The following is a 14,511-nucleotide window of genomic DNA, read 5'->3' as shown; positions in this document are numbered from 1 at the left end:
ATGTCACGTGTTGGAAAATTGCCGATTACTATACCTGAAGGTGTAAAAATTGGTTTAAATGATTTAGAAGTAAAAATATCCGGACCTAAAGGCGAATTATCAAAAACTTTTAAAGGTAATATAGCAATTTCATTGGCAGAAAATAAGCTTTTAGTAAAACCTTTAGCCGCAAATAAAAATGCACGTGCTATGTGGGGTACTGCAAGAAGCATAATATCAAATATGGTTACCGGCGTTAAAGAAGGTTTTAAGCTTAAACTCGAAATTAACGGGGTCGGTTACAGGGCAATGGTCAAAGGTAAATATTTAAATTTAATGCTTGCTAAAAGCCATAATACAAAAATTGAAATACCTTCAGATATTAAAGTAGAGATGCCTAAGCAAAATATTATTATTCTTGAGGGAACAGATAAAGAAAAATTAGGACAATTTGCTTCAATTATTATAAAACAGAGACCACCTGAGCCTTATAAAGGAAAAGGAATTAAATTTGAAAATCAATTTATACCGCGTAAAGAAGGTAAGAAAAATTAAATTTAAGAGTTAAATATGCGTAGTGCTAAGCTAAAATTTGAAAAAAGAAGAAGTAGAATAAGACATAAAATATCTAAAACATCTAATAGAGTTAGATTATCAATATTTAAGTCAGGTAGACATATATATGCACAAATTATTGATGATTCTAAGTCTATAACGATTGCTTCTGCTTCAACTTTAGATGAGAAAATAAAAAAATTAAAAAAATCTCATTGTAATGTTGAAAATGCTATCAAAGTAGGCGAAGAAATAGCAAAAAAAGCTGATTCTGCAGGGATAAAAGACGTAGTGTTTGATAGAGGCGGATATAAGTATCACGGTGTTGTAAAAGCTCTAGCTGATGCAGCTAGAGAGAAAATAAAATTTTAGGTTATAAGGTTGTAGTAATGTCTAAAGTTAAAAAAAATGATGAGACTTTAAGTGAAGTTTTAGTTGATGTAAATAGAGTTACAAAAGTAGTAAAAGGCGGTAGAAGATTTGCTTTTTCTGCTTATGTAGTTGTCGGTGATAAAGCTGGCAGAGTCGGAGCAGGACACGGAAAAGCTAAAGAAGTAAATGAAGCTCGAGGAAAGGCAAAACAAGCTGCTAAAAAGAGAATGATGAAAGTGCCGTTATATCAAAATAGGACTATTCACCATGATGTTGTCGGTAAAAGTGGAGCTGCTAAAGTGATTTTAAGAAGAGCTAAAGCAGGTACAGGCGTTATAGCCGGAGGATCTATGAGAGCAATTTTTGACTCTTTAGGCGTTCATGATATTGTTGCTAAATCAATAGGTTCAACGAATGTTTACGCAATGATTTCTGCAACATTTGATGCATTAAATAAACTTGCATCACCAAAGTCTATTGCTATGAGAAGAGATAAAAAAGTAAATGAAATATCTGTAAAATCTGCTGACATTCAAGTTAATGAATAATGTTGCGTAAGTAAGGTGAAGTTATGAATAATAAGATCAATAATATAAAAATTACTCAAGTTCAAAGTGCTATAGGTCGTAAGTATGATCAAAAATTGATATTAGTTGGGCTTGGTTTAAACAAAATTAATAAGAGCGTTATTCTTGCAAATACTAATTCAATCAAAGGGATGGTTAAAAAAGTAAAGCATTTGTTAAAAATAGAAAATATGTAATTAGAGTTTTTAAATGAAATTAAATGAATTATATAATAATATAGGTGCTAAAAAAAATAAGAAAAGAATAGCACGCGGTATTGGTAGTGGTAAAGGAAAAACCGGCGGTAGAGGAATTAAAGGTCAAAAATCTAGATCCGGCGTTGCAATAAAAGGTTTTGAAGGTGGTCAAACACCTATGATCAAAAGACTACCTAAAAGAGGGTTTAATTGTATTTCAACTAAAAAATACAATATAATAAATATTTATTATATTGAAGAAGCATTAGCCAATGGGCGTTTAAGTGCTGATGATACTATTACGAAAGAAAAATTGGTAGAAGCCGGAGTAGTTAATAATAAAAATAATAAGAAATTAGTGAAATTACTATCTATTTGTAGTGATGATTTCGCTTCTCCTCTATCGTTAAAATTAGATGCTTATTCTTCTAAAGCTAAGGATTTAATCGAGAAAGCAGGTGGAAAATTATTATAGTATATGGGGCAGCATTTTTCTAAAAAATCCGGTAATGATTTAGTTAGTCGCATTGTTTTTACTATTCTCATTCTTATAGTATGTAGATTTGGGTCTTTTATACCTATACCTGGTATAGATTCAATTGCTTTAAGTAGTGTGGCTGCAAAGAATCAATCCGGAATACTTGGAATGTTTAATATGCTATCCGGAGGATCGCTAGGTAGAATGTCCATTTTTGCTTTAGCAATTATGCCGTATATTACCGCCTCAATTATTATCCAATTAATGTCAGTTGCATATAAACCTTTGGAAAATTTAAAAAAAGAAGGGGAAGTCGGTAAAAGAAAAGTAAATCAGCTATCGAGATATTTAACGGTTCTGCTTGCTTCTTTTCAGGCTTATGGGGTTGCTATAAGTTTAGAGTCGATTGTAACAAATACCGGTCCTGTAGTAATTTTAGCGGGTTTTTTCTTTAGAGTTACAACCGTAATTACTTTGGTTGTAGGCACGATGCTATTAATGTGGTTAGGCGAACAAATTACACAACGCGGAATAGGTAATGGTACGTCTTTAATTATATTTATAGGTATAATTTCGGGAGTACCTAGTGCTATTATTAGTATGTTTGAATTATCAAGAAAAGGAGCATTATCGCCTTTAATAGCGATAGCTGTTTGTATTGGAGTAGTTGTATTAATAGCTATAATTATATTTTTTGAAAAAGCACAAAGAAAATTATTGGTGCAGTATCCTAAAAGACAAGTAGGAAATAAAATTTATGGAGGCGAAGCAACCCATATGCCTCTCAAGTTAAATACTTCTGGTGTAATACCTCCAATATTTGCTAGTTCAATTTTACTATTTCCTGCTACGCTTGCTAATTTTTCTAATAGTAATTCAGAAACTATGGGCATGCTTACTTATTACTTAGGGCATGGAAAACCCGTATATATTTTATTATATGTAGCATTAATTATGTTTTTTAGTTTTTTTTATACTGCAATAGTATTTAATTCTGAAGAAACTGCTAATAATTTAAGAAAATACGGTGCTTATATTCCAGGTAAAAGACCAGGGAAAAATACGTCTGGTTATTTTGATTATATACTTACAAGGCTTACGGTTATAGGTGGGATATATTTAAGTGTAATATGTGTAATTCCGGAGCTATTAATGAATAAATATGTAATCTCTCTTTCTTTAGGAGGTACGAGTTTTTTAATTGTAGTGAACGTGGTACTTGATACTATGACTCAGATTCAAACTTACTTATTTAGTAGTAAGTATGAAGGTTTAATGAAGAAAGTAAAATTAAAAAATTAAAAATGAGCTTAAATAGTGATAGTAATTTTTTTAGGTCCGCCAGGAGCGGGAAAGGGAACACAAGGAAAAAAGATAGCTAAAAAAATTGATTTACCACATATAGCAATCGGTGATATATTTAGAACAATTATTAAAACATCAACTAGTGAAGCAGAGTTAATTAATAATTATGTTAAGCAAGGGGAGCTTATCCCTAATGAAATAGTTAATCAAGTAATCAAAAATTTTTTATTACCCTCTGAATATAAAAACGGATACATATTAGATGGATATCCGCGTAATTTAGAGCAAGCGAAATTTTTTGAATCATTTATTAAAGAAAAAATTAAAATAATATATTTTGATGTTTCAGATGCATTATTAATTAAAAGAATTTTAGGAAGATATAGTTGTAAAAATTGCGGTAAAATATATAACAGTTACTTCTTGCAGCCTAAAACTGATAATGTATGTGATGTCTGCGGTTCAAGTACATTTGATTATAGAAAAGACGATAATGAAGAAGTAATAAAAAAAAGAATTGAAGTATATAAAACAGAAACATATCCGTTAATAGATTATTATAAAAATAGTGGTAATTTTTATATAGTTAATGGAAGTAAAAATGAACAAGAAATAGAAATTGATATACAGGAAATACTAAAAATAAATTGACTTTATCAAAGATTTTTTTATTATTTTCTAGTTACCAGTAAAATTTTGGAGATTATTTGTGGCAAGAATTGCAAGTGTTAATATTCCTGATAATAAACGTTTAGTTGTGAGTTTAACTTACATTTACGGTCTTGGGCCTACTATGGCAGCAGAGATCTGTAATAAAGCAAAAATATCGAAAGAGAAAAAAGTGAAAGAACTGACAGATCAAGAGTTAATAAGCTTACGTAATATTATTGAAAGTGAGTATAAAGTTGAGGGTGATTTAAGACGAGAAGTTACGCTTAATATTAAGAAAAAGAAAGATATAAGATGTTATCAAGGACTTAGACATATACGTAAGTTGCCGGTGAGAGGACAGAACACGCATTCTAATGCTCGAACTAGAAAAGGTAAAGCTATTGCGATAGCCGGAAAGAAAAAAGCTGTAAAATAATAGTTTAAGTATAGAGTATAAATAATGAATCAGACGGTTAAAGTTAAGAAAAAGAAAAAAACTATCACTCTTGGTGTTGTGCATATCCGAGCATCATTTAATAATACTATAGTAACATTTACTGATATCCAAGGTAATACTATTTCTTCTGCATCGGCAGGAGGTAATGGGTTTAAAGGGGCAAGAAAAGCAACACCTTATGCAGCTCAAGTAACAATTGATAGAGCATCGGAAAAAGCAAAAGAATATGGTCTAAAAACTATTTCTATTAGGATTGGAGGACCGGGGGCTCAGCGTGAATCAGCAATGAGAGCTTTATTCGGACAAAATTTTGTGGTTACATCAATTTTAGATGTATCGTCAATTGCTCATAATGGAGTAAGACCGCCAAAAAGAAGAAGAGTATAAGAGAATCATAGGTATTAAATGTTATCGTTAAGTAAAAATTGGAATACTTTAATAAAGCCGAATAAAGTCGCTTATGAAAATTTTCCAGAAACCAATAATAAAGCTAAAATTGTAGTTGAACCTTTAGAAAGAGGTTTTGGTTTAACACTCGGTAATGCTATGAGAAGAGTATTACTTTCTTCTTTACAAGGAGCAGCTATCACTTCTATAAAGATCCCTGCTATAGAACATGAATTTTCTTCTATACCCGGTGTAAAAGAAGATGTATCGGAAATGATTTTAAACATTAAAGGTATTGAAGTAAAAATGCATGTTGCAGAAAAACGTATCATGAAATTAAAAGCAACAGGACCTTGTGTTGTAACGGCTGGTATGATTGAAACAGGTCATGATGTAGAAATACTGAATCCGGATCATGTAATTTGTGATCTAGCTAAGGACAAGCAGCTTGAAATGGAATTAACTTGCAAGGTTGGTAAAGGATATGTACTGAGCACAAATAGTTATGAGGATAATTTACCTATTGGTGAAATAGCTATAGATGCTTTATTTAATCCGGTAAAGAGTGTTACTTATAAGGTAGAAAATACTAGGGTAGGTCAGGTTACCGATTATGATAAATTAATTATGTTTGTAGAAACTAACGGTGATTTATTACCTGAAATGGCTGTAGGTTTAGCTGCACGTATTTTACAGGAGCAATTACAATTATTTATTTCTTTTGAAGAACAGGAAGAAGATAAGCAAGTTAAAACTGATGCTTTACCATTTTCACCTTATTTACTTAAGAGAGTCGATGAATTGGAATTATCCGTTAGATCGGCAAATTGTTTGAAAAATGATAATATAATATATATAGGGGATCTAGTAAAAAGAACGGAATCCGATATGCTGAGAACTCCAAATTTCGGTAGAAAATCTTTAAATGAGATTAAAGAAATATTGGCAAAATTTAATTTAAGATTCGGTATGGATGTACCAGATTGGCCACCGGAAAATATTCAGGAATTATCTAAACGTTATGAAGATTCTTATAATTAAGGACTAAAAAATGCGACATAAAATTAAAGGCGGAAAGTTAAATGTAACAAGTAGTCATAGGCAAGCAATGCTCGCTAATATGGCTGTAGCACTTGTAACCCATGAACAAATTAAAACTACTTTACCAAAAGCTAAGGAATTAAGACCTTACATTGAAACTCTAATTACTAAAGCTAAAAAAGCTGATTTAATGGTAAGAAGAAGCATTTTATCAAAAATAAAAGATAAAAAAGCAGTAGAAAAGCTTATAAATATTTTAGGTACCAGATATAGAGATAGACCTGGTGGTTATACTAGAATAATAAAAGCCGGATTCCGTTATGGTGATTTAGCACCGATAGCATATATTGAATTTGTAGATAGAGATATTAATGCTAAAGGAAATATACAGCAAGATGCTAATGAAGAAATTAAAAATTAAAATATAAGGGACTCGGTGATGGCTAATCATTCTTCAGCAAAAAAAGCTGCTAGACAAACAGTAAAAAGAACTCTAATCAATAAAAAACGATCTAGTGCAATAAAAACTTTTATAAAGAAAGTTGTACATGAAATCAGTCTTGGTAATAAAGAAAATGCTAACTTAGCTTTATCTGTTGCTCAGTCTAAGATAATGCAAAGTGTGAAAAAAAATATAATTAAATTAAATACCGCCTCAAGAAAAATCAGCAGATTATCAAGGCAAATAAAAAGTTTGAACGAAAGTAAATAACACTTTATAGTAATTTAAAAGCAAAAACTAATAAAATTTTGCTAAATTATTTATATACTGCTTATTAATTATAAGTGATGTTATTTTACTAATTCATAAAAAATATGGGCGATTAGCTCAGTTGGTAGAGTATCTCGTTTACACCGAGAGTGTCGGCGGTTCGAGTCCGTCATCGCCCACCAATCAAAAGTTTTTAGTATTTCAACGAAAATATCAAACAATGAATGAAGCTTAAACTTAAGCTTTTCAGTTTTAAATGTTACAATAGTTAAAAACCTATCAAGAAAAACAGTATCTTTGTGAAATGGCATTTCTAACTAAGTATATATTAGTTAATAATTTAATGCCATTGCAATAAAATTACAAAGTAATTGACGAAATAATCCAGTACTAAAATACTAAATTTTAGCATTTTTTAGTACTTTTTCTAAACCCCCAGATTCTTTATAGTTATAGTTTTTTATTGTGTAAATCAGGAAACACGTTCAGTGTCATACAATAGACCTCTTCGGAAACTCTACTTCTAGAGGTAATTTGTACGTCAATCCTTACCACTCATCCTCACATACTAGTATGTACGCTCCGGTTCAAAGTGAAGTGTCTCTTTCAAATTCCTCTCTAAACGCCAGTTTAGGATAAGGGAAGTTGTGAATTGTTTAAAAAAGGTATAAATTTATTAGTTTTAGTAAGATTAAAAGCATTAACACAAGCTAGAATATGAACTAAAAAGTTGTTAGGTGACCTATGTCTTGAATGTTCAAGATTCATGTTTTTCTTTAATACACGTTAAGAATAGACTTAATTAACGATCTTTTACGAAGTAGTATCTTATCTTCTAAATCTAATAGATAGATTCTTCATATCTTTCCTTATTCCTGTAAATAAATGCAAGCCTCTAGAGTTTAATATGCTAAATAAATCCTTAGAGATATAAGCTTTATCACCAAAGATTTTGCCTTTTAATGCGGTAGTTATACTGCTTGCTACTGATAAATCACTACTATTTGCTTTGGTAATGTTGACTGCCATAATTTGACCTTTATTATTAATTCTATATGTAACTTAAAACCCATAAACCAACCATAGCTACTCATACCTATTTTAGCAATATTACTAAACACTCGATTATTACTTGTACGCTTTGTATGGCATATAGATAATTTAGTTGAATCGATAAAATAAACCCCTGTATCTTCACCCCTAAATAATTGTAGCATTATAACAAGCGGTAAAACTAGCCTCGGCCATGGTTGTATTATCCGACTATAACTCGGTAGTTTAAAATAACCTCTGCATTTGTATGATAAATAATATAAATAGTAATTTTTAAAGTCCTTACACGGTGATAAATAAAAATATAATACTATAGTTAGTAACTCGCAGAGTTTTAAACTCCCTTCTCTCTGACGTTGCCTATCTTTTGGTATTGATTTCTTTTGCTCCCATTCCTCATACTATGTTGCAAAAATTATCTAGTATACAGAATAAACTTATGATACATTTCTTCATGTTGAGAGTATATTTTTTGAATAAATCTTATATATCTCAACACTCAAATCCTTGCAACCACTTCTATATTATCATCTCTCTATATCCTTCTTATACTCTAAATGCGCGTTATAAAAGCATCAAGTTTTTATTTTCTCTTATCCTAAACTGGCGTTATAAATCCTTATTTCTGAAGAAGTCTAATAAAGTTTACGTAATGCGTTGACAAGAAGAAAACGAGAAGAGATTGTCTATTTAGAGATTGATATAGATAGGGTTAAAAAAAATGGTATGCTATTAATTTGTCATCCCGTGGTTTGACCACGGGATCCAAAACTTTTTAAGGTCTTCTGGATACCGGGAACAAGTCCTGGTATGACAGTTTATATCTTTTTTATCTCGCTTTAGCCATATTACATTACTTGGCTATTGTTTTTGGAACCTGCGGTCAAGCGAACTAGGATGACATGGGCGGAATCGATCCGCGTAATAATGCTATATCGTGGTCAACAAGCCATGGTATGACACTGAATAAATTTCCTGATCCATACGAGTTTTTAGAATCTTTCATATACAGCATAATTCATAAAGCTTGATACAAGCGAATTTTGTACTATCGTCCTTGCTCACATATTAATATACGCCTAGCTCGCTCGCCTTTAAATTTGTCTTGTTGGAACCTTTCTGAATTCTACTGTAATTCTTTTCCGCATTATTTATTACTTTTGCCGTTATTTTTACTAGATTTTCAAAAAAAATAGCAAAGTATAAATTGCACGAGGAAGTGGAAGTTAAAGCAGCTAATAAAGTAAAATGATAGTTGTTAAAATACAAAATAACCAAAGGTTGCTAACATATTTAAAGTTAAAATATTATTACAATTTTTTAATTTTTGCTTTAATTGTAATCAACTATTATTAACAAAAAATAAAAAATAACTTTTATGGAAGATATAGGCTCTAGGAAAAAAAAGTTTGAAGTATACGTTTACGCTAAAAAATTACTTGATAAACTCGAAAATTTAAACACTAAAGTAAAAAATCCTATTGATATAGAGGAGGTTAAAAAAGGCATTTACTACGCTCGTAAATATCACGGTTCTCAAATGCGTCATCAATCAGGTGATCCTTATTACTCCCATCCGATTGAGGTGACGATTATGCTTGCAGAGTTTGTAGCTGAAGAAGTTCCTAAGCTTTTTACGACCATAATGTTACAAGCTGCGTTACTTTATGATACTATTGAGGATACAGCAATTAACTGAAGAAATGATTAACGGCATTTTTGGAGCAGAGGTAGCGAAACATGTAGAAGGCCTAACTAGAATTAAACCTTACGGGAAAATCACTGCTGAAGAAAGCTTAAATCTATTAATTAAACAGAAAAGATAAAACTTTTTGATAGAGTCCTAATATACAGACTTTAGGAGCTAAATCACCTGAGAAAGCTAAAAAAATTATTGAAGAGACTTTAATAAATTTTGTAACTATAGCTGCGCATACTTTAAAATTCCAGTAATAAAAGAAAGGCTCTTATTTTTATGCTATCAGTATCTATATCCTAAAGATTATCCGCTGGAACGGTCACTAACGAAGTTTGAGGATAACTTTCAACCACTTTATCCAGCTTTTCACAATATAATATTCCCCACGTAAAGCTTATACTTACTGGAATTAATATAAACAATATTCCCCAATTATCAAAATATTTAACTAAAAAAACTAGTCCAAAAGAGGTAATAATATGCATTAAGGCTTGTGATAAAGCAAATAACCAACTTGGATATTAAAACGTTTAAAAATTGGAAAATGTTTTATATATATAGGTACGCAGGAAAAGCATCAGGTCTAAAGATAATAAAAAATGATTGTATAAAAAGAACTGCAAAAGGACTGGCTACAGTTGATAATAAATAAGAATATATAAAAGCAAATAACCAAAATATTAATAACCTAAATTTTATAAGAATTAATGGATATATTTTATAGCATAGATAGGTTCATATTATATATGAACCTATCTATGCTATAAAATTATTATGTATAATCTGTTCACTGGTGTAACCAAAGGTATTTTTTAGTATATTACTACAATGAATATAAGCAAAATAAAACCATACTGGTTGTGCTAGTGGTATTAAAAAATAATAGATTGCAGTCTTCTTATTAACTTTTTCTTGCCATACAGGATTATTTTTTATCTTTGCTACATCAATTATATCTTTTATCGTTTCTTGTATTCTACGCTTAGCATCAACAAAATCCGGTGTTTCTCGCAAAGTAGTCCTAGCAGCACTACCTATTAATGCAATTCCTGCACCTACCCAAAATGCGATACGCCAATTAAAGCCATAGGATGTAACTAAGGTTGCTATGTCAAGGGCCACAGTTAATCCTAAGCTAGCACACACCCCTACAAATGCTACGGCAGGGAAGCGTTTAGGAACTCCAACAGATTCCGTTAAATATAATTCTGCTCCTACTCTTGCTCCCATGGATGACATACCTTGCACTATAACGGCATATTGTTATTATCCAGGCGGCACTAGCACCATAAGTAGGAAGATTAGCCATAACGATGCAAGAAAATGATAATTAAAATAGTGGTGTAATAATGACCGTGGATTTCCAACCTATATTATCTCCTATCCAGCCAAATAATAAAGCTCTTAAGGGTCTAAAAATAAAAGTAGAACAAAAAGAAAAAACTGCAAGAAGTCGATTAACGTGAGTATCATATTGCGGAAAGAAAAGCTCATTAATTAGTACTGCCATATGAACATATAGCATACTATAGCCCGTTTTTGTTCTCTGTTTAAACTTTTTTGTTTTTTTCGTATCCCAACACAATTTTTTCTAAAAAGTTAATTTATAGCAAGGTTATATTGAGAAGATTTCAAGTCAAGGAAAAAGTTACAATGTTTTATGCTTATACTTATTTAAAACTTCTTTGACTAATGAAGTTGTTATTTTTCTTTTGGAAATTAAAGCAAAATAGTTAATATTTTCTAATATTTCTATAATTTTAGAATATTCCCTAGGCAAATTTACTAAAAGAAAATCTATTATTTGTCCGGATATTGTTACCGAAGAAATAGCAAAATGCTTAAATATTAGAATTTTGATTAATTCATCATCAGGTGAGTTTAATAGAATACTAAGTACTGATTTAATACGTGAAGATAAATCGGGTAAAGTAAAATTTCTGCTTTTATCAGATGCGGTAAGTAAAAGATATTTTTGTTTTTCGTTAATAATATTAAATATATGAAGTAATGTCGGCTCTTGCCAGTTTTCAATATCTTCAATGATGAAAGCATTATATTTTTCTAAAATTTCTTCATTAAAAAAAATATCTTTAATAATATAGGCATTGCTTAAATTTTGCCATATTTTGGTTAAATAAGTTTTGCCTGACGAAGAAGGTCCTTTAATTAATAAAGTAAATTTATAAGGGTTAATGCCAAAGCCGTACTGCCAATTTTTTATAATATTATAAGCTTGATCGTTAGAATTAGAAACAATAAATTCATCAGGATGATATTTATTAGAAGTAGTAAAACGAAATATATATTGCTGCACTGTTATAAGAATTTTTTAGCCGTCTATTCGATAGAATTTGCTAGATTTATAAAATTTAATTAGATTCAAAAGTAAAATTTTTGTAATCCCTGCAATCGGTATAGCAAAAAATATTCCAATAATTCCAAATAAACTGCCACAGGCAAAAATTGAGAATATAATCCAAAGAGGATGCAACCCTATTTTATCACCGATAATTTTAGGGGTAAAAATATAAGACTCGCAAATATTTCCAACTAGATAAATTATCATTATATATAGTAATTTGGTAGTTACACCAAAAGTTAAATAACCGATAATTAGAGTTAAAAGAAACGATATAAAAGTACCAAGGAAAGGAATAATAACTAAAAATCCTGTTAAAATGCCAAGTAAAAGAGCGAGATCAATACCTATTACGGTAAATGCAATACTATAATAAGTAGATAATAATAAGCAAATATTTAGCTGTCCTCTTATGTAAGCAGATAACAGATTATTAATTGCCGATAATATTTCAAGGATTTTCGGTCGGGTTTTTATAGGTAATAATGATTTCATGTTTGCAATAATTTTAGCCCAATCACGTAGGAAATAGAATAATATTATAGGTATAAGTAAAAATAAAACAAATATGTTAATAGTTATAATAGTATAACGCCAAAAATTATTAGCAACACTGCCAAGTATAGTAAATATACTATTTATAAAATTGCTTAAAGAATTCTTGATTTTATCGGCAATATCAGGTTCGATCGAATAAATTTTTGCCATTATAGGCGGTAATATTTCTGCCTGTAAATAATTGTTATATTTTGGAATATTATTTATAAAAGTAAAAATTTGTCCATAAATTATCGGCACTAAAATAGTTAAGCTTAAGAAAAATATGCTCAAAAATATCAAATAAATTATGCTTGATGCAAATTTATTTGATATTTTAAATGTTGATGCGATAAAACCTATAGTAGGTTGTAATAAGTAAGATATTATAAATGCGATAAAAAATGGTTTTACTGCGTCTGAAATTAGCATAAAACCGCTTATAAAAAGCCCTAAAAAAACTAGCCAAAATATAACGGTTCTATTCATATTATTTTGCCCATTTTCTATACGAAGATCAACTTCAAAAAGAGCTAGGAGTTCACAAGGCGAAGATCACAGCGTATACTTATTAATACGTGAGCACCGAAGCTCTTGTAAAACGACGGACGCCAATTTTTGAAGTTCATCGAGTATTAAGGTTTTTTAACTACTTGTACAGTAGCAGGACGAAGTAGTCTATCTCTAATTTTATATCCTGATTGCATTAAAGTAATAATACTATTCGGTGCATGATCGGGATGTTCTATCTGCGCAATTGCATTATGTAAATTATAGTCGAACATTGATCCTATTTCCGGCTTTATTTCTTCAATATGATGTTTATGAAAGACTTTGTCTAGCTCGTCTTTAGTCATCTGAACGCCTGCAATAATATTTGTGACTTCTACATCAGAATTTGCTGGTTTATGTGCTAATGCTCTTGAAAGATTATCACTAACATTTAGTAGTTCTTTAGCAAATGTAGCAATTGCATAATCTTTTGCTTCGTCACGTGCTTTTTCTAAACGCTTTCTTGTATTGTCTATTTCGGCAGTAGTTCTTATTAGCTTATCTTTTAGCTCTTCAATCTCGGCTTTTAACGCTGTTATCTCCGGATTTGCCGTTTCAACTATCTCTTCAGCAATATCATTTATTGTTTGTTCATTATTTTCTATATTATCGTCTATCATATTATTTACTTTATATTTATGTTCTTTTTTGAGATATATATATATAATAAAAATTTTTTTCAATAGTATACTCGTTTAATTTGAAAAATTGGCGTCGTTGTTTGGTATTTTTTTATCCTCACGTACTACTAGTATGTACGCTGCGGTCAAAAAATATGAAACGCCTTACTCTTTTCCAAATTAAACTTCGTCTACTATTTATTTTTACTTATGGAGTACAAATTGTATTATGAGACAGTCAGGAAGAAAAAGCAACCAATTACGTCCTATTTCATTAGAATTATCTCCGCTTATTAATGCGGAAGGTTCATGTCTTATTAAAATAGGTAATACACATGTCATGTGTAGTGCTACTTGTGAAACTACCGTACCGCCATTCTTGAGGGGACAAAATCAAGGCTGGATTACTGCCGAGTACGGTATGCTTCCCGGTTCTACATCACAGCGTATTAAAAGAGAAGCGGCACTCGGAAAACAAGGCGGAAGAACGCAAGAGATACAGCGTTTAATAGGTAGGGCGATGCGATGTGTAATTGACGTGAAGAAACTCGGCGAGAGGCAAATTATCATAGATTGTGATGTTATTAATGCTGATGGTGGTACTAGAACTGCAGCAATAACAGGGAGCTACGTGGCATTGCACCTAGCTATTAGGTCCTTGATGAAAAAGAGAGTTTTAAAGGTGAACCCGTTAATTAGTCAAATTGCAGCTATTTCTTGCGGTATATATAAAGGTGAGGCGATACTAGATTTGGATTATTTAGAAGATAGTGATGCGGACGTGGATAGTAATTTTGTGTTTGCAGGTAACGGTAATTTAATCGAAGTACAAGGCACGGCAGAGAAAAATCCTTTTTCCGAAGAGCAGTTTTTAGCAATGTTAAAACTTGCTAGAGGCGGAGCTGCGGAATTATTTAAACTACAAAATCAGGTACTGCTTGGGTCTTAGAAAGTTGCTAAGTGGATCAGTTTTCCCGTCATTGCAAAA

At 30.9% G+C, this 14,511-nt stretch carries 20 protein-coding genes, 1 tRNA gene and 1 pseudogene; 15 read left to right on the top strand and 7 right to left on the bottom strand.

Annotated elements, in window-relative coordinates; all coding sequences use genetic code 11:
* The 13 genes from rplF to A3305_RS00765 all read left to right on the top strand — a co-directional run bounded on the left by rplF (nt 1) and on the right by A3305_RS00765 (nt 6,882).
* Entirely contained in the window at nt 1–534 is a 534-nt protein-coding gene (gene rplF, locus A3305_RS00825) for a 50S ribosomal protein L6 (protein WP_014392626.1), read from the top strand.
* A gap of 15 nt (nt 535–549) precedes the next feature.
* On the top strand, nt 550–906 hold the full coding sequence (rplR, locus tag A3305_RS00820) for a 50S ribosomal protein L18 (protein ID WP_014392625.1): 357 nt from the start codon (nt 550–552) through the stop codon (nt 904–906).
* A gap of 17 nt (nt 907–923) precedes the next feature.
* Nucleotides 924–1,454, top strand: coding sequence for a 30S ribosomal protein S5 (rpsE, locus tag A3305_RS00815; RefSeq protein WP_014392624.1), 531 nt, complete (start codon nt 924–926; stop codon nt 1,452–1,454).
* Nucleotides 1,455–1,477: 23 nt separating this feature from the next.
* On the top strand, nt 1,478–1,669 hold the full coding sequence (gene rpmD, locus A3305_RS00810; protein ID WP_014392623.1) for a 50S ribosomal protein L30: 192 nt from the start codon (nt 1,478–1,480) through the stop codon (nt 1,667–1,669).
* A 13-nt stretch (nt 1,670–1,682) separates the two neighbouring features.
* The gene (gene rplO / locus A3305_RS00805; protein WP_014392622.1) at nt 1,683–2,144 is read left to right on the top strand and encodes a 50S ribosomal protein L15; all 462 of its coding nucleotides are present in this window, start codon (nt 1,683–1,685) and stop codon (nt 2,142–2,144) included.
* A 3-nt stretch (nt 2,145–2,147) separates the two neighbouring features.
* Entirely contained in the window at nt 2,148–3,449 is a 1,302-nt protein-coding gene (gene secY, locus A3305_RS00800; protein WP_014392621.1) for a preprotein translocase subunit SecY, read from the top strand.
* Nucleotides 3,450–3,464: 15 nt separating this feature from the next.
* A complete protein-coding gene (locus A3305_RS00795) occupies nt 3,465–4,103 on the top strand; it encodes an adenylate kinase (RefSeq protein ID WP_014392620.1) in 639 nt (212 codons plus the stop codon).
* 58 nt (nt 4,104–4,161) lie between these two features.
* The gene (gene rpsM / locus A3305_RS00790) at nt 4,162–4,539 is read left to right on the top strand and encodes a 30S ribosomal protein S13 (RefSeq protein ID WP_014392619.1); all 378 of its coding nucleotides are present in this window, start codon (nt 4,162–4,164) and stop codon (nt 4,537–4,539) included.
* A gap of 24 nt (nt 4,540–4,563) precedes the next feature.
* Entirely contained in the window at nt 4,564–4,947 is a 384-nt protein-coding gene (rpsK, locus tag A3305_RS00785; protein ID WP_008580920.1) for a 30S ribosomal protein S11, read from the top strand.
* 18 nt (nt 4,948–4,965) lie between these two features.
* Nucleotides 4,966–5,988 carry a DNA-directed RNA polymerase subunit alpha gene (locus A3305_RS00780; RefSeq protein ID WP_014392618.1) on the top strand — a complete coding sequence of 341 codons (1,023 nt, stop codon included), beginning with the start codon at nt 4,966–4,968 and terminating at the stop codon, nt 5,986–5,988.
* Between the two features lie 10 nt (nt 5,989–5,998).
* Entirely contained in the window at nt 5,999–6,409 is a 411-nt protein-coding gene (gene rplQ / locus A3305_RS00775) for a 50S ribosomal protein L17 (RefSeq protein WP_014392617.1), read from the top strand.
* 18 nt (nt 6,410–6,427) lie between these two features.
* On the top strand, nt 6,428–6,700 hold the full coding sequence (gene rpsT / locus A3305_RS00770) for a 30S ribosomal protein S20 (RefSeq protein WP_014392616.1): 273 nt from the start codon (nt 6,428–6,430) through the stop codon (nt 6,698–6,700).
* A 106-nt stretch (nt 6,701–6,806) separates the two neighbouring features.
* Nucleotides 6,807–6,882 (top strand) — tRNA-Val (locus A3305_RS00765).
* A 646-nt stretch (nt 6,883–7,528) separates the two neighbouring features.
* On the opposite strand, the gene A3305_RS11110 is transcribed toward A3305_RS00765, so the two are convergent.
* Nucleotides 7,529–7,729 carry a transposase gene (locus A3305_RS11110; protein ID WP_014391701.1) on the bottom strand — a complete coding sequence of 67 codons (201 nt, stop codon included), beginning with the start codon at nt 7,727–7,729 and terminating at the stop codon, nt 7,529–7,531.
* On the bottom strand, nt 7,684–7,917 hold the full coding sequence (locus A3305_RS11105; RefSeq protein ID WP_014391702.1) for a transposase: 234 nt from the start codon (nt 7,915–7,917) through the stop codon (nt 7,684–7,686). The genes A3305_RS11110 and A3305_RS11105 overlap by 46 nt, the downstream gene beginning before the upstream one ends.
* A gap of 1,214 nt (nt 7,918–9,131) precedes the next feature.
* Here A3305_RS11105 and A3305_RS11755 point away from each other — a divergent pair.
* A pseudogene (locus A3305_RS11755) lies at nt 9,132–9,843 on the top strand (HD domain-containing protein).
* Between the two features lie 365 nt (nt 9,844–10,208).
* Here the strand turns inward: A3305_RS11755 and A3305_RS09860 are convergent.
* The 5 genes from A3305_RS09860 to grpE all read right to left on the bottom strand — a co-directional run bounded on the left by A3305_RS09860 (nt 10,209) and on the right by grpE (nt 13,523).
* Entirely contained in the window at nt 10,209–10,691 is a 483-nt protein-coding gene (locus tag A3305_RS09860) for an MFS transporter (protein WP_226983940.1), read from the bottom strand.
* Nucleotides 10,692–10,782: 91 nt separating this feature from the next.
* Nucleotides 10,783–10,962, bottom strand: coding sequence for a hypothetical protein (locus A3305_RS09855; protein WP_231289097.1), 180 nt, complete (start codon nt 10,960–10,962; stop codon nt 10,783–10,785).
* Nucleotides 10,963–11,100: 138 nt separating this feature from the next.
* A complete protein-coding gene (locus A3305_RS00735) occupies nt 11,101–11,769 on the bottom strand; it encodes an HdaA/DnaA family protein (RefSeq protein ID WP_014392614.1) in 669 nt (222 codons plus the stop codon).
* A gap of 15 nt (nt 11,770–11,784) precedes the next feature.
* Nucleotides 11,785–12,840 (bottom strand): AI-2E family transporter, encoded by a 1,056-nt coding sequence (locus A3305_RS00730; RefSeq protein ID WP_014392613.1) that lies wholly within the window; start codon nt 12,838–12,840, stop codon nt 11,785–11,787.
* Between the two features lie 146 nt (nt 12,841–12,986).
* Nucleotides 12,987–13,523, bottom strand: a complete 537-nt coding sequence (gene grpE / locus A3305_RS00725; protein ID WP_014392612.1) for a nucleotide exchange factor GrpE — start codon at nt 13,521–13,523, stop codon at nt 12,987–12,989.
* A 229-nt stretch (nt 13,524–13,752) separates the two neighbouring features.
* Here grpE and rph point away from each other — a divergent pair, with 229 nt between their 5' ends.
* A complete protein-coding gene (gene rph, locus A3305_RS00720) occupies nt 13,753–14,472 on the top strand; it encodes a ribonuclease PH (protein WP_014392611.1) in 720 nt (239 codons plus the stop codon).
* The last annotated feature ends 39 nt before the right edge of the window (nt 14,473–14,511 follow it).

Origin of the sequence: Rickettsia amblyommatis (assembly GCF_002078335.1) — a bacterium.
Classification (GTDB): domain Bacteria; phylum Pseudomonadota; class Alphaproteobacteria; order Rickettsiales; family Rickettsiaceae; genus Rickettsia; species Rickettsia rickettsii.
This window is presented reverse-complemented; position numbering and strand designations above follow the sequence as displayed.